We start from the raw sequence: 22,124 nt of genomic DNA, 5'->3' as shown, positions 1-22,124 counted from the left end.
GGCGTTATCCCTCGACGTCGTCTTTCTGTCCGCCGCCATCGCGGTGGCCTTCGGCGACAGCCAATAGCCAGGCGTACTGGAATGCGGTCTCCTGCCACGCCTTGTAGCGGCCACTGACCCCGCCGTGACCGGCGTTCATCTGGGTCTTCAGCAGAATCGGACTGCCGTTGGCGTTGGCGTGCCGCAACGCCGCCACCCACTTGGCCGGCTCGACGTAGTAGACCCTGGTGTCGTTCAGGGAAGTCATCGCCAAAATGGCCGGATACTGCTTGGCCTCGACATTCTCATAAGGCGAATATGACTTCATGTAGGAATAGACGTCTTTGTCCTGCAACGGGTTTCCCCATTCGTCCCATTCCGTGACGGTCAGCGGCAAGGAGGGATCGAGGATGGTGGTCAGCGGGTCGACGAACGGGACCTGCGCCAGGATGCCGGCGAAGAGATCCGGCGCCAGGTTGGCGACCGCCCCCATCAGCAGGCCGCCCGCACTGCCGCCCAGCGCCACCAGCTGATGCGGCCGGGTGACACCCGTGTCGACCAAGTGCCTTGCCACAGCTACGAAGTCGGTGAAGGTGTTCTTCTTCTCCAACAGCTTGCCGTGCTCGTACCACGGCCGGCCCATTTCACCGCCACCGCGGACGTGGGCGATGGCGAAAACCATGCCGCGGTCCAGCAGCGACAACCGAGCGATGGAGAAGCTGGGGTCGGTGCATATCTCGTAGGCGCCATAGCCGTAAAGCAAGGCCGGCGCGGGGAATTCGATCCCGGCGCGGTGCACGATCGATACCGGGATGCGGGTCCCGTCGTCGGCAAGGGCCCAGTCGCGCCGTTCTACGTAGTCGTCGGTGCGGTAACCGCCGAGCACAGGTTGCTCGCGCAGCAAGGTTCTTTCCCCGGTGGCAAAGTCGATGTCGTATACCCGCGCCGGGATGACCAGCGACCCCGCTCTGATTCGCAACTTGGGCGCGTCCCAGTTCGGGTTGCCCGCGAGACCGGCCGACATCAGCTCCGAGTCGAACGTAATCTCCTCGGGCTCATCGTATTTCCCTCCGGAATCGATCCGCCACACCTGGAGCCGGGGCAAAGCCTCCCTCCGGTAGCTGACCACCAGATGGCCGGCAAAGGCGTCCACCCCGTCGAGCCGCACGTCGTCGCGGTGCGGGATCAGGGTGCGCTGCTGGGTCGGTTCGCTCACCGGCGCTTCGGTCAGCGTGAAGTTCACCGCGTCTTCGTTGTGCAGAATCAAGAACCGGTCCTGCCCACCGACCACCGCGTGCTCGACGGCGTACTCGATGCCTTCGCGCCGCGGCAGCACGACGGAGAACGGTGCGCGCGGATCGGCGGCGTCGGCGTACCGGTACTCGGAGGTGATGGAGGAACCCGATGCGATCAATACGTAGGCTTCACTCCGGGTGAGCCCGACGCCGAGCCAAAACCGTTCGTCGGCCTCGTGATACACCAACTCCGCGGTCTCGTCGGAGCCCACCCGGTAGCGCCAGACCTTGTCGGGGCGGTGCGCCTCATCCAGGGTCAGGTAGTACACGGTGCGGTTGTCGGCCGCCCAGGTCGCGCCCGCCCCGATGTCGGCGATCTGGTCCGGATACAGCTCGCCGGTGCGCAGGTCCTTGAAGCGCAGGGTATAACGTTCGTCCCCGACGGTGTCGACGGAATATGCCAGCAGATTCCCGTCCAGGCTGACGGTGGCGGCACCGAGCGCGAAGAATTCGTGGCCGTGCGCCTCGGCGTTCGAGTCGAGCAGGATCTGCTCGCCGGGTATTTCGGTGTCCTCTTCCAAAGTCGGCGGATCCCAGTCATCGGGATCGCCGACCGGACAACGGCACTGGACGCGGTACTGCTTTCCTTCGAAGGTGCGGGCGTAGTACCACCAGTCGCCCTGCCGCGTCGGAACCGACAGGTCGGTCTCCTTGGTACGCGCCTTGATCTCATCGAAGATTTTCTGCCGCAACGGTTCGAGATCAGCCGTCATCCGATCGACGTAATCGTTCTCCGCCTCGAGGTAGGCGATGACTTCGGGGTCGGACTTGTCGCGCAGCCACTCATAGGGGTCGATGAAGACGTCGCCGTGATGCTCGCGTCGGCGCTCCTCGCGCTTGGCGACGGGCGGCGCTGACGCGCCGGCACGTGTTTCCGTCATGCGCCGATCCACTCGTCGAAACTCAGGCCCGAAATGCGTTCGTAGGCATCGATATAACGACCTCGAGTCGCGTCGATGATGTGGTCGGGCAGAGGCGGCGGTGGTTGCGAGCCATGGCGGTCCCAGCCCGACTCGGGGCCGGTTAGCCAGTTCCGGACGAATTGCTTGTCGAAACTCGTCTGCACAACCCCGACCCGGTAATCCTCGGCCGGCCAGTATCGCGAGGAGTCCGGGGTGAAGATCTCGTCGGCCAGCAGCAAGTTGCCGTCGCGGTCGGTGCCGAACTCAAACTTCGTGTCGGCGATGATGATTCCCCTCGTCAAGGCGTGGTCGGCGGCCTGGACATAGATCTGCAGCGTGCGGTCGCGCAGCTGGTTGGCATAAACGCCGCCCACTAACTCGATCACCCGGTCGAACGAGATGTTCTCGTCGTGATCCCCCAGCGCGGCTTTGGTGGCGGGGGTGAACAGGGGTTCGGAGAACTTGCTGGCCTCGACGAGGCCGGGCGGCAGGGTGATGCCGCAGACCTTCCCGGTCGCCTGATAGTCCAGCAATCCAGACCCGGTGAGGTAGCCGCGCGCCACACACTCCACCGGCAGCATCTCCAGCCGCCGCACCACCAGGGCACGACCCAGGACCTCCTCGGGAATCCGAGGGTCATCCGGTGGCCCGGCCAGGTGATTGGGGGCGTCGACCAGACCGAAGAAGAAGACGCTCATCGCGGTGAGGATGCGGCCCTTGTCCGGGATCGTGCTGTCGAGGACATAGTCGTACGCCGAGATCCGGTCGGTCGCGACCAGCAGCAGATGTTCCTCGTCGACGGAAAAGATCTCGCGAACCTTCCCGCTGGCCAGGTGCCGGTAGTCGGACAGTGCAGGGCGCATCGGGTTAGCCTATCGGGCACCCGGGAAGGGGCCGCGTGTCGGGAGCTGTGCTGGGATCGAGACTATGACCCCGCGGTTTTTGCCCTACTCCACCCGACCGGGCCGGCTGCTGGCCCAGCTGCTCAGCGACTTCGCCGTCGTCCTGTGGACCGCCATATGGCTGCTCGTCGGTCTGGCGGTTTACGACGCCGTTTCGACGATCGCCGAGGCCGGCAGGCAAGTCGAGAGCGGCGCGCATGGCATCGCCGGCAACCTTGCGTCGGCCGGCAAGGGCGCCCAGCACATCCCTTTGGTGGGGGACGCGGTCAGCCAGCCGCTGAACTCTGCCAGCCAGGCAGCGCTCGATCTCGCGGGTGCCGGCCACGACCTGGACTCCACGGCCAGCTGGCTTGCGGTCCTGCTGGCGATGGCCATCGCCGCCGTCCCTATCCTCGTCGCGGACGTGCCGTGGCTTCTCCTGCGGCTGCGGTTCTTTCGACGGAAATTGACGGTGACAGCGCTGGCCGCGACCCCGGCCGGCGAGCAACTCCTTGCCTTGCGGGCACTGACGAACAGGCCGCCGGGAAAGCTCGCCGCGGTCAGCGCGGATCCGGTCGGTGGGTGGCGCCGGGAGGATCCGTTGACCATCCGGGCGCTGGCCGCGCTCGAATTACGCGCGGCCGGCATCTCGATCGGCCGGCTGTAGCAGCGCGCGGCCGAGCAGCATTAGCCCAGCGACGACGACAACGAGCCATGCCGCCAACGCGTCCCAAAAGAATACGAGCGAAACCGTTAGCAATGACCGCTCGCCGATTTCGCCTGCCATGGCGTAGCTGGCCGCGGAATACATACCCAGCGGGAACACGAACGCCCACCACACCCCGGCGAAACGCAACATGTTGGGACGCCTGCTGATCCGGTGTAGGCCGAAGTAGATCAGTGGCGGTATCCACAGGGTGGCCGTCACCCACGTCACGACCGTGACGATGCGGACGGCGCAGGTCAGCCACACGGGGGCGAGGGGGTGGATGTTGGCGCCGGCCAGCGTCGCAATCGCCATGCCGCCCATCAGGATCCAGGTATCCGGCTCGAATCCGTCCCGGTCCTGGCGCTCGTTGACGACCCGCCACACGATCAGCCAGGTCACCAGGCCGTAGAAGAGGATCGCCGCCGCCCACACGGCCACGGCTACGGTCAGCCACCAACGGTGACCGGTGTGGTACGCCGCCCGGGCGATGACGATCGCTAGCCCTGAGCTTCCCACGCTACCCAGTTGCCACGCGCCGTGGGCGCGGTCGCGCAGCGCCGACCAGCGGCGCGCCAACATATTCCGTGCGGTGAGGCCGATCAGCACCAACCAGGATGAAAGCCCCACCGCGCCGAGCACCCGCAGCACCCACACATTGGACGACAAACGGGTGTCGATCACCGCGCAGGCGGCAACGAAGGTGAACAACCGAAGGGTGACATCGGGATCCGTCAGATCCCAGCGCAACTTCTCGCGCCTGCCCACGGTCGTCGTGACCACCAGGACCACCAATAACACCAGGCCGACGGTGGCGACGACGCCCAGCGCGTCACTGACCCAGCGGTAGCCGTGGTTGTGCGCAGCGATCGACAGAATCCCTGTCGCCATCACCGCGGCGAAGACGTCCGGCGTCGGCTCGGCCTCGGCGCGTCGGATCGTCACCGTTCCTCGAGGAGTTCCACAACCAGGTGCCGGATGCCGGTATGCCGGTTACTGCGGGCCCATTCGATCGGCCGCACAACGCGCACACCGCCGAACCGGGAGAACAGCTCCTCATAGAGCACGCGCAGTTCCAGCCGGGCCAGGTTGGCGCCCAGGCAATAATGCACACCCTGACCGAACCCTAAGTGCGGGTTGGGCTTTCGGGCGATATCAAAATCGTCGGCGCGCTCGAATACGGCGGCGTCGCGATTCGCCGAGCCCTCCCAGATCTGGATCTTCTGGCCCGCCTCGATCGACTGACCGCCGAGCGTGGCGTCGCGCGTGGCGGTGCGCCGCTTGGACGGCGACGGCGACGTCCACCGCACGATCTCCTCGACGGCGGTCGGCAGCGCGTCGAGATCCGCGCGCAGCGCCCGCAGTTGCTCCGGATGGTTGGCCAGCGCCAGCAGCCCTCCGGCGACCGCATTGCGCGTCGTCTCCGCGCCGGCGCTGAACAACAGGCTGAAGAACAGGTAGAGCTCGAGGTCCGACAGGGACGGCGCGTCCGCGTCGTCGACCATCGCGTTCGCCACGACCGACAACATGTCGTCGGTCGGCTCGGCCCGCTTCGACGCGATCAGCTGTTGGCCGTACTCGTACATCCGTGAGCCGGCCGCCGCGTCTCTTTCCGAGACCGACAGCTGCGATAATGACGCTTTGCGCGAGCCGCCGAAGTCGAACTGCGGCTCGATCGCCTCGAACAGCCAATGCCGTTCGGACTCGGGCACTCCCAACAGGATGCAGATCATCTGCATCGGCAGCTCGGCGGCAATGTCGACCAGGAAGTCGAACGGTTCCCCGGGCACCACCGCGTCGAGCAGCCGACGCGTGCGCGCCCGCAGATCGTCTTCGACCAGCCGGATCATTCGCGGTGTCAGCCCGGAACTGACGAGGCGCCGTATCTGTGAGTGACGCGGGTCGTCCATCATGTTGAGCACTTGCCCGGCGATGGAGAGGTCCTGCAGAAGCGTACCGCCGTACGGCCGGCCGCCGCCCGTGACCGAGGAGTATGTCACCGGATCCTTTAACACCTCAAGCGTTTCCGCATAGGTGGCGACGGACCAGAAGCCCTCGCTGTCGGGGGTGTTGTCGGTCGGTTCGTGCCAGTACACCGGCGCCTCACGACGGTGGATGGCGAACAAGTCGTGCGGAAATCCGTTGGCGAAATTGTCCAGATCGGTGAAGTCGATCCCCGCGAGCGAGCCGGCGAGCGTCACAGGATCGCGCCCGGGGCGTACTTGGCGGCGTCCGGGTAGCGGCTTACCAACGCGTCCACCGTGGCGGTCACTTCGTCCACCTGATCGCCGGCGGCGCCGATGAACGCCTTCTTGTCGGCCAGCGCGGCATCCAGCGCCGCCCGGTCCAGCGGCAGTCGCTCGTCGGCGGCCAACCGCTCCAGCAGGTCGGGCTCCGTGCCCTGTTCCCGCATGGCCAGGGCCGTCGCGACCGCGTGCTCGCGGATCACATGGTGCGCGGCCTCGCGCCCCATCCCCGCGCGGACCGCCGCGATGAGCACCTTGGTCGTGGCCAGGAACGGCAGGTAGCGATCCAGCTCCCGGCTGATCACCGCGGGATAGGCGCCGAACTCGTCGAGTACGGTCAAGAACGTCTCGATCTGCCCGTCTATGGCAAAGAAGCTGTCCGGCAATGCAACTCGGCGCACTACCGAGCAGAACACGTCACCCTCGTTCCACTGCGCGCCCGCGAGCTCGGCGGCCATCGAGGCGTAACCGCGCAGCACCACCTGCAGCCCGTTGACCCGTTCGCAACTGCGGGTGTTCATCTTGTGCGGCATCGCCGACGAGCCGACCTGGCCCGGAGCGAATCCCTCGGTGACGAGCTCGTGCCCTGCCATCAGCCGGATCGTGTGGGCCATCGACGACGGCCCGGCGCCGAGCTGCACCAGCGCGGAGAGCACATCGTGGTCGAGCGATCGCGGATAAACCTGCCCGACGCTGGTCAAAACCGTTGCGAAGCCTAGGAATTGGGCTACGCGACGCTCAAGTTCGGCCAGCTTTGCCGCGTCACCGTCCAGCAGGTCCAACATGTCCTGGGCGGTGCCCATCGGGCCTTTGATACCGCGCAGCGGGTAGCGGTCGATCAACTCGCGCAGCCGGGTCAACGCGATCAGCGTCTCTTGCGCGGCGGACGCGAACCGCTTGCCCAAGGTGGTGGCCTGCGCCGCGACGTTGTGGCTGCGTCCGGCCATCACCAGGTCGCGGTAGCCCACCGCTCGTTCGGCGAGCCGCGCCACCACCGCGATTCCATGGGAGAAGACCAATTCCAGGGACCGCCGGATCTGCAACTGTTCCACGTTCTCGGTCAAGTCGCGGCTGGTCATGCCCTTGTGCACGTGCTCGTGACCGGCCAGCGCGTTGAACTCCTCAATGCGGGCCTTGACATCGTGGCGCAGCGCGCGCTCGCGTTCCGCGATCGAGGCCAGGTCGACGTCCTCGATCACCCGCTCGTAGTCGGCGATCGCGTCCTGCGGAACGTCGACCCCGAGTTCCGCCTGTGCCCGCAGCACCGCCAGCCACAGCCGGCGTTCGGCGACGACCTTGGCCTCCGGCGACCAGATCGCGACCATTTCCGCGCTGGCGTACCGGGCGGCCAGGACGTTCGGAATGCTCACAGACATAGAGCTTACGATCCGGCAGGCCATACCCTGGCCAGGATGTACTTCGCCGGCGTCGATCTGGCCTGGGCCGGGCGCAATCCCACGGGGGTCGCGGTCGTCGACGCCGGGGGCTGCCTCGTGCACATCGACGCCGTCGGCGACGACGCCGCGGTGCTCGCCGCGTTGTCGCCCTACGTGCAGGGGCAGTGCGTGGTCGGATTCGACGCGCCGCTGGTGGTGACCAACCCGACCGGCCAGCGTCCCGCCGAAGCGGCGCTCAACCGCGACTTCCGCAAGTTCGAAGCCGGGGCGCACCCGGCCAACACGGCGAAACCGGAGTTCGCCGACGGCCCGCGCGCGGCGCGTCTGGCGCGGGCGTTGGGACTGGACATGGACCCGCGCTCACCGGCATGCCGGCGCGCCATCGAGGTCTACCCGCATCCGGCAACCGTGGTGCTGTTCCGGCTGGCGCGAACCCTCAAGTACAAGGCCAAGCCCGGCCGCGGCGTCGATCAGCTCAAATCCGAGTTGCTCTTGCTGATGGACGGCATAGAGAAGCTTGCGCACGCCGCGGTACCCCTGCAGGTAGCGGGTAATGAAGAGTGGGCTCGGCTGCGCAAGCGGGTAACCATTGCCGAGCGCAAAAGCGAGCTGCGCCGCGCCGAGGACCCCGTCGACGCCGTGGTCTGTGCCTATGTGGCCCTCTACGCGCAGCGCCGCCCGGCGGACGTGACGATCTACGGCGACTTCGCCACCGGGTACATCGTGACGCCTTCGCTGCCGGCCGACCGCAGGGGCCGCTGATCGATGGGGGCGAGCACTTCGATGAGATCGACCACCGTCCCCAACGCCGCCGCGCGAGGATCGCGGCCCTCGACCAACGCGGACACCACCGAACCGTCGACCGCGCAGATCAGCGTGCACACCAGCTCGATGTGTACCGTGCGGCCCGATCGCTCGACGGCCTCGGCCACGGCCTCGGCGCGCTGCCGCAGGCTGCGACGCATGGTATCGCGCAATGCGGGCAGCCGGGTGCACGCGATGTGTCGCTCGTAGCGCGAGATCAACTGGTCGCTGAGTCCCGGGCTGGACACGTCGCCGACAAGCAGGTCTACCAACACCTCGGCGATGGTCTCCGGTCCGCGGCGCCGACGGGAAAGGGCGGTAACCCGCGACCGCAGCTGTGCCACCTCGATCATCGCGATGTGTTCGACGGCACGCGCGATCAAATCATCAAGGGACGAGAAGTAATACGTAGTAGACGCCAACGGCAGTCCGGCCCGCCGAGCGACCGCGCGGTGACCCACCGCATCGAATCCGCCTTCGGCAAGCAGCTCGGCGGCGGCGCTCACGAGCGCATACCGTCGACGTTCTCCCTTCGGAGTGACTGCTGCCGTCACGAGTAGCCATCGTGCCAGTCAAAGTGGTACTGCATTGCCATTTCGGCCAAACAGTCCGCCAAAACCAACATGGCATGATGGCCCCCATGCCCGACTTGAGCCGCCGTGCCCTGCTGGGTCTCGGCGCCGGCGCCGCCGCGGGAGCAGCGGGCACGTACGCGCTCGACATCCTGTTCAAGCCCCGACCATCTCAGGCCATGCCGCTGTCGCCGGCCGGCACCCAGGCGCCGCTGGCGCCACCGACCCCACCTCTCGAACCGGCCCCCCCGGGTCAGCCGGCGCCCACCATGGTGACGGGTTCCTTCGTCTCGGCGGCGCGCGGCGGGATCAACACCAACTGGGCCATCGCGCGACCGCCAGGCCAAACGAAGGCGCTGCGACCGGTCATCGCGCTGCACGGCAAGGGCAGCGACGCATCCACGGTGATGGCCGGCGGCGTCGAACAGGGCCTGGCCCAAGCCGTCAACGCGGGCCTGCCGCCGTTTGCCGTTATCGCCGTCGACGGTGGCGGCAGTTATTGGCACAAGAGGGCGTCCGGCGAGGACAGCGGGGCGATGGTGCTCGACGAGCTCATCCCGATGTTGAGTGGCCAGGGCCTGGACACCTCGCGGGTGGCGTTCTTGGGCTGGTCGATGGGCGGCTACGGCGCATTGCTGCTGGGGGGTCGGCTGGGTCCGGCGCGCACCGCGGCGATTTGCGCCGTCAGTCCCGCACTGTGGCTCTCCTCCGGCGCTGCTGCGCCTGGTGCCTTCGACGGGCCCGACGACTTCGCGGCGAATTCGGTGTTCGGGATGCCTGCGCTGGGGTCGATTCCCATTCGGGTCGATTGCGGCGACGGCGATCCGTTTTACGCCGCGACCAAACAGTTCATCGCGCAACTGCCCCATCCGCCTGCGGGCGGTTTCTCGCCGGGCGGCCACAACGGGGAGTTCTGGAGTTCGCAGCTGCCCGCCGAGCTGACCTGGATGGCGCCGCTGCTGACGGCGTGAATGCGTTTGGCCATCGAGCGTCACGCTAGGGCGGTGCTGGGCAACGAGCGTCACGCCAGCGCTACGCTCGCGAAGGTGACGGCACCCTTCGATTGGGAGTTTCCTTACGCCTGGCCGCGAAAGCCCATGCTGGCGGACAACGTTGTGTGCACGTCGCAACCGCTGGCAGCCCAAGCGGGCCTTCGGATGCTCGCCGACGGGGGAAGCGCGGTGGATGCGGCCATCGCCACCGCCATCGCGCTTACGGTGGTGGAGCCGGTCTCCAACGGCATCGGCTCGGATGCCTTCGCCATCGTGTGGGACGGCCGGCAGTTGCACGGGCTGAATGCGTCTGGCCGTTCGCCCGCGGCCTGGACGCCGGAATACTTCGGCGGCAACGCGGTTCCGGTGGTCGGCTGGAACGCGGTCACCGTGCCGGGCGCGGTGTCGGCGTGGACCGAGTTGCACGCCAAGTTCGGCAAGCTCCCGTTCGAAAAGCTCTTCGAGCCCGCAATCCGCTACGCCCGCAACGGATTTCTGGTGTCACCGACCGTCGCGGAGCAATGGGCGGCGCAGATCCCGCTGTTCGAGAAGCAGCCCGGCTTCGCCGCCGCCTTCATGCCCGCCGGGCGGGCGCCGAAACCCGGTGAGCGGTTCAGCTTCGCCGAACAGGCCACCACCCTCGAAGAGATCGCCGCAACCAATGGCGACGCGTTCTACCGCGGAGAGCTGGCCGCCCGACTCGAGGCGCACGCGGTGGCCAACGACGGCGCGATGCGCGCCAGCGACCTCGCCGCTCACCGCGCCGACTGGGTGGGCACCATCCGCGGCACCTACCGCGGGTACACCGTCCACGAGATCCCGCCCAACGGTCACGGGATAGTGGCCCTGATCGCCCTGGGAATCCTGCAGCACTTCGACATGGGCTCGTTCCCAGTCGATTCCGCGGACAGCGTGCATCTACAGATCGAGGCGGTGAAGCTGGCCTTTGCCGACGCGCAGGCCTACGTCGCCGACATCGAGCACATGCCGGTGCGCCCGGAACACCTGCTGGACGCCGACTACCTGAGGCAACGCGCGGCCCTGATCGATCGCGCCCGGGCGAGGCCGGCATCCGCGGGCGCTCCGAGCGGGGGAACCGTGTATCTGACCGCCGCCGACGCCGCGGGGATGATGGTGTCGATGATCCAGTCGAACTACATGGGATTCGGGTCCGGTGTCGTGGTGCCGGGCACCGGGATATCGCTTCAGAACCGCGGGACGAATTTCGCTGCGGCCGAAGGACACCCGAACCGCGTGGGGCCGGCCAAACGGCCCTACCACACGATCATCCCTGGCTTTGTCACCAAAGACGGCGCCCCCGTGATGAGCTTCGGCGTGATGGGCGGAACGATGCAGCCTCAGGGTCACACACAGGTGATGGTGCGCATCGCCGACCATGGACAGAATCCGCAGGCCGCGTGTGACGGTCCTCGGTTCCGGTGGGTGCAAGGCATGCAGGTGAGCTGCGAGAAAGGCTTCCCGGCGGCGACGCTCGACGAGCTTCGCCGTCGCGGACATGACCTCGTTGCCGTGGACGACTACAACCAGTTCGGCAGCTGCCAGGCGATCTGGCGGCTCGGTGGCGGCTATTTCGCGGCTAGCGATCCCCGCCGCGACGGCCAGGCCGCGGGTTTCTAGACGCTGATCTTGCCCTCGGCCGCCAACAGCGCGATGTCGCTTCGAAAGTGGCTGCCGGGCAGTCGGATCGACCGCATCAGCTCGTACGCCTGCGACCGCGCGGCGGCGAGGTCGGCGCCGGTGCCCACCACCGACAGCACGCGACCGCCCGAGGAGACCACCTCGCCGTCGTCGCGGCGCGCCGTGCCCGCGTGCAGCACCCCGTCGACTTCCGAGCCTGCGACGACGTCCCCGACCCGAGGGCGCCCGGGATAGTTCTCCGCCGCCAGCACCACCGTGACAGCCGCCCCCTCGTACCAGCGCAACTCGCCGAAGTCGGCCAGCTTGCCGGTGCCCGCCGCGTACAGCAGTTGCCCGAACGGCGATTCCAGCAGCGCCAGCACGGCCTGGGTCTCCGGATCGCCGAACCGGCAGTTGAATTCGACCACGGCCGGCCCGTTGGCGGTGATCGCCAGTCCGACGTACAACAACCCGCAGAACGGGCTGCCGCGCTGAACCATTTCGGCCGCAACGGGTTCGACGATGTTGCCGACGATGTCCCGGTACACCTCGTCGGGAAGCCACGGAACCGGCGCGTAGGCGCCCATGCCGCCGGTGTTGGGTCCGGTATCGCCGTCGCCGACACGCTTGAAGTCCTGCGCCGGCAACAGCGGCACCACGGTCTGGCCGTCGACGACGCAGAACAGCGACACCTCCGGGCCGTCCAGATACGACTCCAGCAGCACCGGGTGGCCCGCCTCGAGCAGGCCGGCGGCGTGCGCCCGGGCGACGCCGCGGTCCGCGGTCACCACTACGCCCTTGCCCGCGGCCAGCCGGTCGTCCTTGACCACCCAGGCGGGGTCGCCCGCCGGAGGCCCGAACCGGTCCAGGGCGGCGTCCAAATGCGCCGGGCTGTCAACGGTTTCGCTGGCCGCGGTACGCACGCCGGCGGCGGCCATGACCTCCTTGGCGAACGCCTTGGAGCCTTCGATGCGGGCGGCGTCCTTGCTGGGCCCGAAGCAGACGATGCCGGCGGCTCGCAGGGCGTCGGCCACCCCCAGCACCAGCGGCACCTCGGGACCGATCACCACCAGGTCGGCACGGAGCTCGCGCGCCAGGGCGACAACGTCGGAACCCGATGTGATGTCGACGTCATGCTGCTCGGCCACGCGGGCGGTACCGGCGTTGCCGGGAGCGACGAATAACCCCGTGACCTGCGGGTCTTTCCGAAGCGCCAGCAATAGCGCATGCTCTCGTGCACCCGAACCGATCACCAGAACTCGCACGACACGTCAGACTAGCTCAGGCGTTCAGACGATTCGCTCCAGCAGGTCTTTGAGCTCTTTTTGCTGCGCGGCAGTGAGGCGTCCGAGACGCTTGTTGAACTCGTCGGACAGCAGCGCCAACCCGTCCGTGGCGGCCTTACGTCCGGCCGGAGTGAGTAGTAGTCGATGGCGCCGCAGATCGGAGGCGTCGATCTCACGACGCACGAATCCCGCGGCCTCAAGTCGTTTGAGGTAGACGGTGACCGTCGCCTTGGGCATGCTCAACGTCGCCGCCAGTTCGGCGGGGTAGGGATGCTCGTCGATCTCGGCGAGCAGGAACAGTTCCTTGGATTCGAGTCCCAGTGCGCAGATGTCGGGCTCGGCGCACGAGATGACCGACAGCAGCACGCGGTAGTTCAACGACCAGATCTTGGCCGCGTCGATCGCAGGCTTCGACTTGCCTGATCGTTCAGACATGAACTAGTTTAGGATTGAACAAACCCATGATCGAACAACTTACCAGAAGGCGGCCCCCATGCCCCTGGATCAGTACGTGACACTCGGACGCTCCGGACTGCGCGTCAGCCCCTTGTGCCTGGGCGCCATGACGTTCGGCGAAGACCTCGGCTGGGGCACCAGTGTTGAAGAGTCTCAACAGATCATCGACCGGTACACGGACCTCGGCGGCAACTTCATCGACACCGCCAACTTCTACACCCGAAGCCATTCCGAGAAGATCATCGGCGACCACGTCGGTCGCAACGCCGCCCGCCGGGATCGATTGGTGATCGCCACCAAATTCAGCGGCAACCTGTATCCCGGCGATCCCAACGGAGGGGGCTCGGGCCGTAAGTCCCTGATCAACGCTTGCGACAACTCTCTGCGGCGTCTGCAAACGGACTACATCGATCTGTACTGGTTGCACATCTGGGACGCGAACACTCCGATAGATGAGACGATGTCGGCGCTCGACGACCTCGTCCGCGCCGGAAAGGTCCGCTACATCGGCGTTTCGGACACCCCGGCGTGGAAGATCGCCGAGGCCAACCTCATCGCCCGGTTCCGTAGCTGGTCGAGCTTCGTCGGCCTGCAGGTCGAGTACTCGCTGTTGGAGCGCTCGATAGAACAGGAACTCGCCCCGATGGCAGCGGAGTTCGGCCTCGGCATCACACCGTGGTCGCCGCTGAAGAGCGGCGTGCTCAGCGGCAAGTACACCCGAGCCAATGCCGGTCGGCACGACGCCGATCGCGGCGCCATGGTCGACGCATTCCTCAACGACAAGACCTACGCGCTGATCGACGAACTCGAAGGCATCGCCAAGGCGCACGAGACGAACGTCGCCAGCGTCGCACTGGCCTGGGTGCATGCGCAGCCCGCCGTCTCCTCGGTCATCATCGGGGCGCGCAGGCTCTCGCAGCTCGAGGACAACGTCCGCGCCGTCGATGTGCGGCTCAGCACCGACGAACTGGGCCGGCTCGACGCGCTGACCAAGCCGAAATTCGGGTTCCCGCACAACATGCTGGAAATGGCGCCGGGCATCATCAACGGTGGAACGTCGGTCAACGGCGGCCTTGCGCCGATCTCCGAGTACGTGATGCCCGAAGGTGGCCGGCCTTACTGATACCGGTCAGTCCTTGTCTCCGGAGTGCATCTTCAGCGCGGTGTCCACGTTGGCCTTCTTGTCCTCTCCGGCGCCCTTCGCCGCGGCCTTCTTCCGCTTCGCGACGACGGCGTCGACGGCGCCGTTGAGCGCCGAACCGAGGGGGAAACCGAGATAGTGGGTGAGGAAGACGGCCATCTCCTTGAGCTCAGTCTCGGTCAGTTCACCGTTGAGCAGCGCGGCGTTGATCTGAATCTCGGCCAGGTCGCGGTTGCCGATCGCGGTCACCGCCGTCAACGTCATGATGCGCTTGTCGCGCATCGACAATCCCGGTCGTGTCCAGATGCTGCCGAACAGGTGATCGACGGTCAGGTCGAAGTACGCATCGCCCTCGATGTTGGGCATCTCCCAGCCGTAGACCTCGTTCATCTTCGCGAGGCCCTTGCGGCGAAGTTCGTCCATCACGCCTCTTTCTCTGTGTGTGGCACCCCGAGGCCGGCCGCCAGCCCCTCGTAGGCCAACCGGGCCAGCGGCAGATCCACCGATACCGCCTCGCCCAGGGCCAGCGCCAGGCTCAGGTCTTTCTCCCCCAGCCCCCGGGTATGCATGAACGGCTGGTACAGGAAGTGTTCCGGCTCAAGGTCTTTCATGTCGTCGCGGACCATGATCGCCCCGGGCCCGCCGGTGAGGGCATCGGTGTGACGCACCACCCGACCCAGCGCCTGCAGATCCAGTCCCGCCGCTTCCGCCAGTTTCATGGCTTCGCACGCCGCGACATACGACGTGAACGTCAACATGTTGCGGGCCAGCTTCATTCGAGTCCCAGCACCGGGCTCACCGGCGTGGATGACCACCGCCGCCCAATGTTTGAACGCCGGCTTGATCCGCTCGTACACCTCCCGATTGGCCCCCACCATGGTGGCAAGCTCGCCCTTCGCGGCGGCCGCGGCGCCACCGCTGACCGGGGCGTCCACGACATGGATGCCCTGCGGCTTGAGGTCACTGGCCAGTTCCGCAGCCGTCGTGTCGCTGATCGTCGAGTGGATCGCGATGACCGTCCCGGGCTTGGCGTGGGCGGCCAGCTCGCCGACGACCTCGCGCACCTGCGCGTCGTCGAGGACGGTGACGTGGATGATGTCGGCGGCAGCGACGTCGGCGACGCTGTCGGCCAGGCCGGCGCCCTTCTCGGCCAGCGGCGTCATCGCCTCGGTTCGGATGTCGTAAACCGTCACCCCGCCGGGCCATTCGGTCATCTTCGTGGCCATCGGCGCACCCATGTTGCCCAGCCCGATGTAGCCCAGCCTCAGATCTTCTGCCATTGGCGCCGCTCCTCCTCATCGCTCCGCTCTGCATCGTCGCCGGCGTTGCTCATGACCGGATTATCTGCCCGCCGTCAACGTTGAAGATCTGCCCCGTGATCCACGACGCCTCATCGGAGAGCAAGAACAGGCACATCCCGACCAGATCCTCGGGAGTCCCCATGCGCGACAAGGGAAGACCCTTGACGATGTCGGCCACCATCTCCTGCGGCGTGGTGGTCCGGTTGGCCTCGGTGTCGATGGGCCCGGGCGCGATCGCGTTGATCCGGATGTTCTGGCCGCCCAACTCGCGGGACAACTGTTGGGTCAGGCCGTTCACCCCGACCTTGGCCAGGCCGTAGTAGTTCGAGTACAGCCACGCCGCCGTGGACGACTGGTTGACGATCGCCCCACCGCCGCGCTTGGCCATCTTGCGATAGACGGCGCGGGTGCACCACAGGGCGCCGTCGAGGTTGACGCTCATGAACTTCTTGTAGTACTCGGGATCGATCGTGAGCAGGAAATCGAGCTTCATGCCCCCGAAGATCGCGGCGTTGTTGACCAGATAATCGATGCCGCCGAACTCGGCCAGCGCGCGGTCGGCCATCGCCTTCGCCGACGCCGGGTCGGACACATCGACGGGCACCGCCAGGGCCGTACCGCCGTCGGCGACGATCTGCTTGGCCACCGCCTCGGCCGCCTCGGACTTGATGTCGGCCACGACAACCGCGGCACCTTCACGGGCTAGCGCCTCGGCATACGCCTGACCGATGCCGCCACCGGAACCGGTGACGATCGCGACCTTGTTCTCAAACCGCATGCTCTCGAGCTCCTCTAGTTAACCGCTGTCGCGATGGTTTTGATTTCGAGGTACTCCTCGAAACCGGCCAGGCCCATCTCTCGGCCGTTGCCGGACTGCTTGTAACCGCCGAACGGGGCGTCGGCCGAATACCACACGCCGCCATTGACATTGATGGTGCCTGCGCGGACCCGCGCGGCGACCCTCGCCGCCCGATCCGGGTCGGCGCCGAAAACGGTGCCCGACAAGCCGTATGGCGAGTCGTTGGCAATGCGCACCGCGTCGTCGTCGCCGTCGTGCGGAATCACCGTCAGGACCGGGCCGAAGATCTCCTCGCGCGCGCAGCGGGCGTCGTTGCCCAGCCCGGCGATGACGGTGGGCTCGATGAAGAAACCGACGTCGCGGCCGGACGGCCGGCCACCCCCGCATGCGAATGCGCCGCCCTCGGCGATCGCCGAGTCGAGGTAGCCCTGGATGCGGTCGCGCTGACGCGCCGAAATCACCGGCCCGCAGATGGTTCCGGGGTCCGTGGGGTCGCCCGCCTTGATGCCGCCCATCGTCGCGGCCGCGATGGCGACGGCTTCGTCATACTTCGCCCGCGGCACCACCAGCCGGGTGGTGATCGCGCATCCCTGCCCGGCGTGCATGCAGACCGAGAACCCTGCCACGCCCACGGCACCGCTCAGGTCGGCGTCGTCGAGGACGATAAACGCCGACTTGCCGCCGAGCTCGAGGAAGACCTTCTTGATGGTGGCGGCACCGTCGGCCATCACGCTGCGGCCGGTGGCGGTCGACCCGGTGAACGAAACCATGTCCACCCGTGGGTCTTTGGCCAACAGCGCACCCACGCCGTGGTCGCTGGAGGTGACGATGTTGATGACACCGGGCGGGAAGTCGGTGTGCTCGGCGATGAGTTCGCCCAGCACCGCGGCGCACCAGGGTGTGTCGGGGGCGGGTTTGAGGACCACGGTGTTTCCAGCCGCCAGTGCGGGTCCGATCTTGGCGAGGTTGATCTGGTGGGGAAAGTTCCACGGCGTGATCGCCCCTACCACGCCGACGGCCTCACGGGCGATGGTGCGCCGGGTACGGATGCCCATCGGCGACGCCTCGCCGAGATCCTGGTTGTAAACGTAGGATTCGGCGGTATCCGCCGCGAACGCCAGGTCGTTGACCGGGACTTCGAGCTGGGCGATGCTGGTGAGCATCCGCGGCGCGCCGACCTCTGCGATGGTCAGGTCCCGCAGTTCTTCAAGGTGCTGCTGCATCGCCTCGCGCAGTTGGCGCACGCACCGCACCCGTAGCTCGGTATCGCGCGACCAGTCGGTGTCGTCGAAGGCGCGCCGCGCGGCGTCGATCGCGCGGCCCATGTCGTCGGCGCCGCCATCGGCCGCGGCTCCCAATACTTCCTCGGTCGCCGGATTGATCGTCGGGAACGTGCCGGCGCTGCCGGGCGACATCTTCCCGTCGATGAAAAGTGCGCTCACGCCGTCGGCCAACAAGGCCATCTCCCGCTCCCGTCTGTGCGACCAATCGAGCACGCGAATTCCAATGGATTTCAGTGGACAGTTGTCCGATATTATCCGATGGAACCATAGCCGCCTCGCCGTTAGCGGTGCAAGGGCCGATCTCGACTGGGGCGGCTACGCGACCGAAAACAGCACATTAACCGCTGTCTTTGCCGATCGGTCTTGCTTCCGGCGGAGTCGGTCCGATAGCTTGGACATGTGTCCAGCGATGCACTGGTGACGATCACGTCTCAGGCCGAGCACCAGACCGGCCCGCCCGCGCGAAACCGCCGCCAGGAGGAGACCTTCCGGAAGGTGCTCGCGGCGGGCATCGAGACGCTGCGCGAAAAGTCCTACGCCGATCTGACGGTGCGCGCGGTCGCGGCTCGCGCCAAAGTCGCCCCGGCCACGGCTTACACCTACTTCTCGTCGAAGAACCACCTGATCGCCGAGGTCTACCTGGACCTGGTCCGGCAGGTCCCCTACTTCACCGACGTCAACGACCCGATGCCCACCCGGGTGGACCAGGTGTTGCGCCACCTGGCCCTGGTGGTCGCCGATGAGCCAGAGGTCAGCGCCGCGTGCACGACGGCCTTGCTCAGCGGAGGCGCCGAGCCCGCGGTGCGGGCCGCCCGCGACCGGATCGGCGCGGAGATCCACCGCCGCATCACGTCCGCGATCGGCCCCGATGCCGACCCCACCGCCGTGTCGGCGCTCGAAATGTCGTTTTTCGGGGCGCTCGTTCAGGCCGGCAGCGGCGAATTCACCTATCGCGAGATCGCCGACCGGCTGGCCTATGTGGTCAGGCTGATCCTCACCGGCGCCGGAGAGACGAGCCAGGAGACAAGCACCGAATGACCATCCATGTTGGCGACCACGAGCTGGTCCTCGATCCATACGACTACGACTTCCACGAGGACCCGTACCCGTACTACAAGCGCCTCCGCGATGAGGCCCCGCTGTATCGCAACGAGGACCTGAAGTTTTGGGCGCTGTCGCGGCACCAGGATGTGCTGCAGGGTTTCCGCAACAGCACCACGCTGTCGAACAAATACGGCGTTTCGCTGGATCCGGCGTCGCGCGGCCCGCACGCGTCCAAGACGATGTCGTTTTTGGCGATGGACGATCCCGCCCATCTGCGTCTGCGGACGCTGGTGTCAAAAGGCTTCACACCGAGGAGGATTCGCGAACTCGAACCCCGCGTCACCGAGATCGCGACACAACACCTCGACACGATGCTGGAAAAGGCTAGGTCGTCAGCGGACGGCACGGTCGACTACGTCGACGAGTTCGCCGGAAAGCTTCCCATGGACGTCATCTCCGAGTTGATGGGTGTCCCCGAACCGGATCGAGTCCAGGTGCGCGCCTGGGCCGACGGGGTGATGCACCGCGACGAGGGCGTCACCGACGTGCCGCCGGAGGCCGTCGAAGCCTCCATCAACCTGATCGTCTACTACCAGGGAATGGTCGCCGAGCGGCGCAAGAAGCTGACGGATGACCTGACCTCGGCGCTGCTGGAAGCCGAGATCGACGGCGACCGGCTCACGGACGAGGAAGTCCTCGGCTTCATGTTCCTGATGGTGATCGCCGGCAACGAGACGACCACCAAACTCCTTGCCAATGCCGCATTTTGGGGCCACAAGAACCCCGGGCAGCTGACTCCGGTCTATGCCGACCTGTCGCTGGTGCCGCTGTGGGTCGAGGAGACCTTGCGCTACGACACGTCCAGCCAGATCCTGGCCCGCACCGTATCCGGGGAACTCACCCTCTACGACACCACCATTCCCGAGGGCGACGTATTGCTGCTGTTGCCCGGTTCCGGCCACCGCGACGAGCGGGTCTTCGACAGGCCCGACGACTATCTGATCGGCCGCGAAATCGGGCCCAAACTATTGAGTTTCGGTAGTGGCGCACATTTCTGCCTGGGCGCGCATCTGGCGCGGATGGAAGCCCGGGTCGCGCTCACCGAGTTGTTCAAGCGAATCCGCGGATATGAGGTGGACGAGGCCAACGCCGTCCGCGTCCACTCCAGCAATGTCCGCGGATTCGCTCACCTACCAATGACCGTGGAGGTCCGCTGAATGCCCCGCTTTGACCCCCTGCCCGAACGCCGGCCGGCCATCGTGGCCGGCGCCTCGTCCGGCATCGGAGAGGCCACCGCCATCGAACTCGCGGCGCACGGCTTCCCGGTCGCGCTCGGCGCGCGCCGAGTCGAGAAGCTCAACGACATCGTCGGCAAGATCAACGCCGAAGGCGGCGAGGCGGTCGGATTCCACCTGGACGTCACGGATCCGAACTCGGTGAAATCCTTTGTCTCGCAGTCGGTCGACGCACTGGGCGACATCGAGGTAATGGTCGCCGGTGCCGGCGACACATACTTCGGCAAACTCGCGGAGATCACCACCGACGAGTTCGAGTCGCAACTGCAAATCCACCTCGTCGGCGCCAACCGGCTGGCCGCCGCCGTGCTGCCGGGCATGCTGGAGCGTCAGCGTGGCGATCTGATCTTCGTCGGCTCCGACGTGGCCCTGCGCCAGCGGCCGCACATGGGTGCCTACGGCGCGGCCAAGGCCGCTCTCGTGGCGATGGTCACCAACTTCCAGATGGAGCTCGAGGGCACCGGCGTGCGGGCCTCGATCGTGCACCCCGGCCCGACGAAGACCTCGATGGGCTGGAGCCTGCCGGCCGAGAAGATCGGCCCCGCACTGGAGGACTGGGCCAAGTGGGGCCAGGCCCGCCATGACTACTTCCTGCGCGCGGCGGACCTGGCGCGCGCCATCACGTTCGTCGCCGAGACACCGCGCGGCGGGTTCATCGCGAACATGGAGCTTCAGCCCGAAGCCCCGTTGGCCGACAAGAAAGATCGACAGAAGCTCGCACTCGGCGAGGAGGGGATGCCGTCATGACAACCACCGCGATTGTGCCGCGGGTTTCCGGCGGCGAGGAAGAGCACGGTCACCTCGAGGAATTCCGCACCGACCCAATCGGTCTGATGAAGCGCGTCCGGGACGAGTGCGGCGACGTCGGCTGGTTCCAGCTGGTCGACAAACACGTCATCCTGCTGTCTGGCGCGGGCGCCAACGAATTCTTCTTCCGCTCCGCGGACGAGGATCTGGACCAGGCCGAGGCCTACCCCTTCATGACGCCGATCTTCGGCAAGGGCGTCGTATTCGACGCCAGCCCCGAGCGGCGCAAGGAGATGCTGCACAACTCGGCGTTGCGCGGCGAGCAGATGAAGGGCCACGCCAGCACCATTGAGGGCGAAGTCAAGAAGATGATCGCCAACTGGGGCGACCAGGGCGAGATCGAGCTGCTCGACTTCTTCGCGGAGCTGACCATCTACACCTCGACCGCCTGCCTGATCGGGCTGAAATTCCGTGAGCAGCTCGACCATCGCTTCGCGGAGTACTACCACGAGCTGGAACGCGGCACCGACCCGCTGTGCTACGTCGATCCCTACCTGCCGATCGAGAGCTTCAAACGACGGGACGAGGCGCGCGTCAAACTCGTTGCGCTGGTGCAGGAGATCATGGACCAGCGGCTGGCCAATCCCCCGAAGGACAAGGCCGACCGCGACATGCTCGACGTGCTGGTCTCGATCAAGGACGAAGACGGCATTCCCCGGTTTTCCGCCGACGAGGTCACCGGAATGTTCATCTCGCTGATGTTCGCGGGGCACCACACCAGTTCGGGGACCTCGGCGTGGACGTTGATCGAGTTAATCCGCCACCCCGATGTGTACGCCGAGGTGCTCGCCGAGCTCGAGGAGCTGTACGCCGATGGCGAAGAGGTGAGTTTCCATGCGCTGCGGTCGATTCCGAAGCTGGATAACGTGGTCAAGGAGACCCTACGGCTGCACCCGCCGCTGATCATCCTGATGCGGGTGGCCCAGGGCGAGTTCGAGGTCGAGGGCTTTCCGATCCACAAGGGCGACTACGTCGCCGCGTCCCCGGCGATCAGCAACCGGATTCCCGAGGACTTCCCCGATCCGGATGCCTTCAAGCCCGACCGCTACAACAAGCCCGAGCAGGCCGACATCGTCAATCGGTGGACCTGGATTCCATTCGGCGCAGGGCGACACCGGTGCGTCGGCGCCGCCTTCGCCCAGATGCAGATCAAGGCGATCTTCTCGGTTCTATTGCGCGAGTACGAATTCGAGATGGCACAGCCGGCCGACAGTTACCACAACGACCACTCCAAAATGGTCGTCCAGCTCGCCCGGCCGGCAAAAGTCCGCTACCGCAAGCGCCAGAAGTAGGTTCTCCC

The 22,124-nt window shown here is 66.6% G+C and carries 21 protein-coding genes; 9 read left to right on the top strand and 12 right to left on the bottom strand.

Annotation, left to right across the window (positions count from 1 at the left end):
• Positions 1 to 4 precede the first annotated feature (4 nt).
• Together A5773_RS02910 and A5773_RS02905 are read right to left on the bottom strand one after the other, a co-directional pair.
• Positions 5 to 2,155: a S9 family peptidase gene (locus tag A5773_RS02910; RefSeq protein WP_066955927.1), complete on the bottom strand. Its 2,151-nt coding sequence runs from the start codon at positions 2,153 to 2,155 to the stop codon at positions 5 to 7.
• Entirely contained in the window at positions 2,152 to 3,039 is an 888-nt protein-coding gene (locus A5773_RS02905) for a phosphoribosylaminoimidazolesuccinocarboxamide synthase (protein WP_066955020.1), read from the bottom strand. Before A5773_RS02905 ends, A5773_RS02910 begins: the two co-directional genes overlap by 4 nt.
• A gap of 64 nt (positions 3,040 to 3,103) precedes the next feature.
• Between A5773_RS02905 and A5773_RS02900 the strand changes: the two genes are divergently transcribed.
• Entirely contained in the window at positions 3,104 to 3,724 is a 621-nt protein-coding gene (locus A5773_RS02900) for a hypothetical protein (protein ID WP_066955022.1), read from the top strand.
• On the opposite strand, the gene A5773_RS02895 is transcribed toward A5773_RS02900, so the two are convergent.
• From A5773_RS02895 to purB, 3 genes are read right to left on the bottom strand one after another with little or no spacing between them, the layout of a single operon-like run.
• The gene (locus A5773_RS02895; RefSeq protein WP_067789324.1) at positions 3,689 to 4,708 is read right to left on the bottom strand and encodes a tellurite resistance/C4-dicarboxylate transporter family protein; all 1,020 of its coding nucleotides are present in this window, start codon (positions 4,706 to 4,708) and stop codon (positions 3,689 to 3,691) included. The two genes, A5773_RS02900 and A5773_RS02895, sit on opposite strands and share 36 nt — an antisense overlap.
• Positions 4,705 to 5,964 carry a cytochrome P450 gene (locus A5773_RS02890; protein ID WP_066955028.1) on the bottom strand — a complete coding sequence of 420 codons (1,260 nt, stop codon included), beginning with the start codon at positions 5,962 to 5,964 and terminating at the stop codon, positions 4,705 to 4,707. The genes A5773_RS02895 and A5773_RS02890 overlap by 4 nt, the downstream gene beginning before the upstream one ends.
• On the bottom strand, positions 5,961 to 7,379 hold the full coding sequence (purB, locus tag A5773_RS02885; RefSeq protein WP_066955031.1) for an adenylosuccinate lyase: 1,419 nt from the start codon (positions 7,377 to 7,379) through the stop codon (positions 5,961 to 5,963). Before purB ends, A5773_RS02890 begins: the two co-directional genes overlap by 4 nt.
• Before the next feature lie 42 nt (positions 7,380 to 7,421).
• Between purB and A5773_RS02880 the strand changes: the two genes are divergently transcribed.
• Complete coding sequence (locus A5773_RS02880) at positions 7,422 to 8,168, top strand: DUF429 domain-containing protein (protein ID WP_067789321.1); 747 nt, start codon at positions 7,422 to 7,424, stop codon at positions 8,166 to 8,168.
• Here A5773_RS02880 and A5773_RS02875 read toward each other — a convergent pair.
• Positions 8,102 to 8,764, bottom strand: a complete 663-nt coding sequence (locus A5773_RS02875; protein ID WP_066955037.1) for a TetR/AcrR family transcriptional regulator — start codon at positions 8,762 to 8,764, stop codon at positions 8,102 to 8,104. The genes A5773_RS02880 and A5773_RS02875 overlap by 67 nt on opposite strands.
• A 74-nt stretch (positions 8,765 to 8,838) precedes the next feature.
• Here A5773_RS02875 and A5773_RS02870 point away from each other — a divergent pair, with 74 nt between their 5' ends.
• Positions 8,839 to 9,753, top strand: coding sequence for an alpha/beta hydrolase-fold protein (locus A5773_RS02870; RefSeq protein ID WP_066955040.1), 915 nt, complete (start codon positions 8,839 to 8,841; stop codon positions 9,751 to 9,753).
• A 75-nt stretch (positions 9,754 to 9,828) separates the two neighbouring features.
• Positions 9,829 to 11,412, top strand: a complete 1,584-nt coding sequence (locus A5773_RS02865) for a gamma-glutamyltransferase family protein (RefSeq protein ID WP_066955935.1) — start codon at positions 9,829 to 9,831, stop codon at positions 11,410 to 11,412.
• On the opposite strand, the gene purD is transcribed toward A5773_RS02865, so the two are convergent.
• A complete protein-coding gene (gene purD, locus A5773_RS02860) occupies positions 11,409 to 12,677 on the bottom strand; it encodes a phosphoribosylamine--glycine ligase (RefSeq protein WP_066955043.1) in 1,269 nt (422 codons plus the stop codon). The genes A5773_RS02865 and purD overlap by 4 nt on opposite strands.
• Positions 12,678 to 12,701: 24 nt before the next feature.
• Positions 12,702 to 13,133: a MarR family winged helix-turn-helix transcriptional regulator gene (locus tag A5773_RS02855; protein ID WP_231989201.1), complete on the bottom strand. Its 432-nt coding sequence runs from the start codon at positions 13,131 to 13,133 to the stop codon at positions 12,702 to 12,704.
• Positions 13,134 to 13,191: 58 nt separating this feature from the next.
• On the opposite strand from A5773_RS02855, the gene A5773_RS02850 reads away from it, so the two are divergent.
• Positions 13,192 to 14,277 (top strand): aldo/keto reductase, encoded by a 1,086-nt coding sequence (locus A5773_RS02850; protein ID WP_066955046.1) that lies wholly within the window; start codon positions 13,192 to 13,194, stop codon positions 14,275 to 14,277.
• A 6-nt stretch (positions 14,278 to 14,283) separates the two neighbouring features.
• Here the strand turns inward: A5773_RS02850 and A5773_RS02845 are convergent, their stop codons facing one another.
• From A5773_RS02845 to A5773_RS02830, 4 genes are read right to left on the bottom strand one after another with little or no spacing between them, the layout of a single operon-like run.
• A complete protein-coding gene (locus A5773_RS02845) occupies positions 14,284 to 14,718 on the bottom strand; it encodes a carboxymuconolactone decarboxylase family protein (RefSeq protein ID WP_066955049.1) in 435 nt (144 codons plus the stop codon).
• A complete protein-coding gene (locus tag A5773_RS02840; RefSeq protein WP_066955052.1) occupies positions 14,718 to 15,575 on the bottom strand; it encodes an NAD(P)-dependent oxidoreductase in 858 nt (285 codons plus the stop codon). The genes A5773_RS02845 and A5773_RS02840 overlap by 1 nt, the downstream gene beginning before the upstream one ends.
• A gap of 49 nt (positions 15,576 to 15,624) precedes the next feature.
• Positions 15,625 to 16,374, bottom strand: coding sequence for an SDR family oxidoreductase (locus A5773_RS02835; RefSeq protein WP_066955055.1), 750 nt, complete (start codon positions 16,372 to 16,374; stop codon positions 15,625 to 15,627).
• Between the two features lie 14 nt (positions 16,375 to 16,388).
• Positions 16,389 to 17,858 (bottom strand): aldehyde dehydrogenase, encoded by a 1,470-nt coding sequence (locus A5773_RS02830; protein WP_066955059.1) that lies wholly within the window; start codon positions 17,856 to 17,858, stop codon positions 16,389 to 16,391.
• Positions 17,859 to 18,077: 219 nt separating this feature from the next.
• Between A5773_RS02830 and A5773_RS02825 the strand changes: the two genes are divergently transcribed.
• From A5773_RS02825 to A5773_RS02810, 4 genes are read left to right on the top strand one after another with little or no spacing between them, the layout of a single operon-like run.
• On the top strand, positions 18,078 to 18,716 hold the full coding sequence (locus A5773_RS02825) for a TetR/AcrR family transcriptional regulator (protein WP_066955062.1): 639 nt from the start codon (positions 18,078 to 18,080) through the stop codon (positions 18,714 to 18,716).
• The gene (locus tag A5773_RS02820) at positions 18,713 to 19,939 is read left to right on the top strand and encodes a cytochrome P450 (RefSeq protein ID WP_066955065.1); all 1,227 of its coding nucleotides are present in this window, start codon (positions 18,713 to 18,715) and stop codon (positions 19,937 to 19,939) included. The genes A5773_RS02825 and A5773_RS02820 overlap by 4 nt, the downstream gene beginning before the upstream one ends.
• Complete coding sequence (locus A5773_RS02815) at positions 19,940 to 20,764, top strand: SDR family oxidoreductase (RefSeq protein ID WP_066955068.1); 825 nt, start codon at positions 19,940 to 19,942, stop codon at positions 20,762 to 20,764.
• Positions 20,761 to 22,116 carry a cytochrome P450 gene (locus A5773_RS02810; RefSeq protein ID WP_066955071.1) on the top strand — a complete coding sequence of 452 codons (1,356 nt, stop codon included), beginning with the start codon at positions 20,761 to 20,763 and terminating at the stop codon, positions 22,114 to 22,116. The genes A5773_RS02815 and A5773_RS02810 overlap by 4 nt, the downstream gene beginning before the upstream one ends.
• Positions 22,117 to 22,124 lie beyond the last annotated feature (8 nt).

This window comes from Mycobacterium sp. 852014-52450_SCH5900713 (assembly GCF_001667075.1).
Taxonomy (GTDB): Bacteria; Actinomycetota; Actinomycetes; order Mycobacteriales; family Mycobacteriaceae; genus Mycobacterium.
Note: the sequence above shows the minus strand (reverse complement) of the source record. Positions and strands in the feature narration are given on the sequence as shown.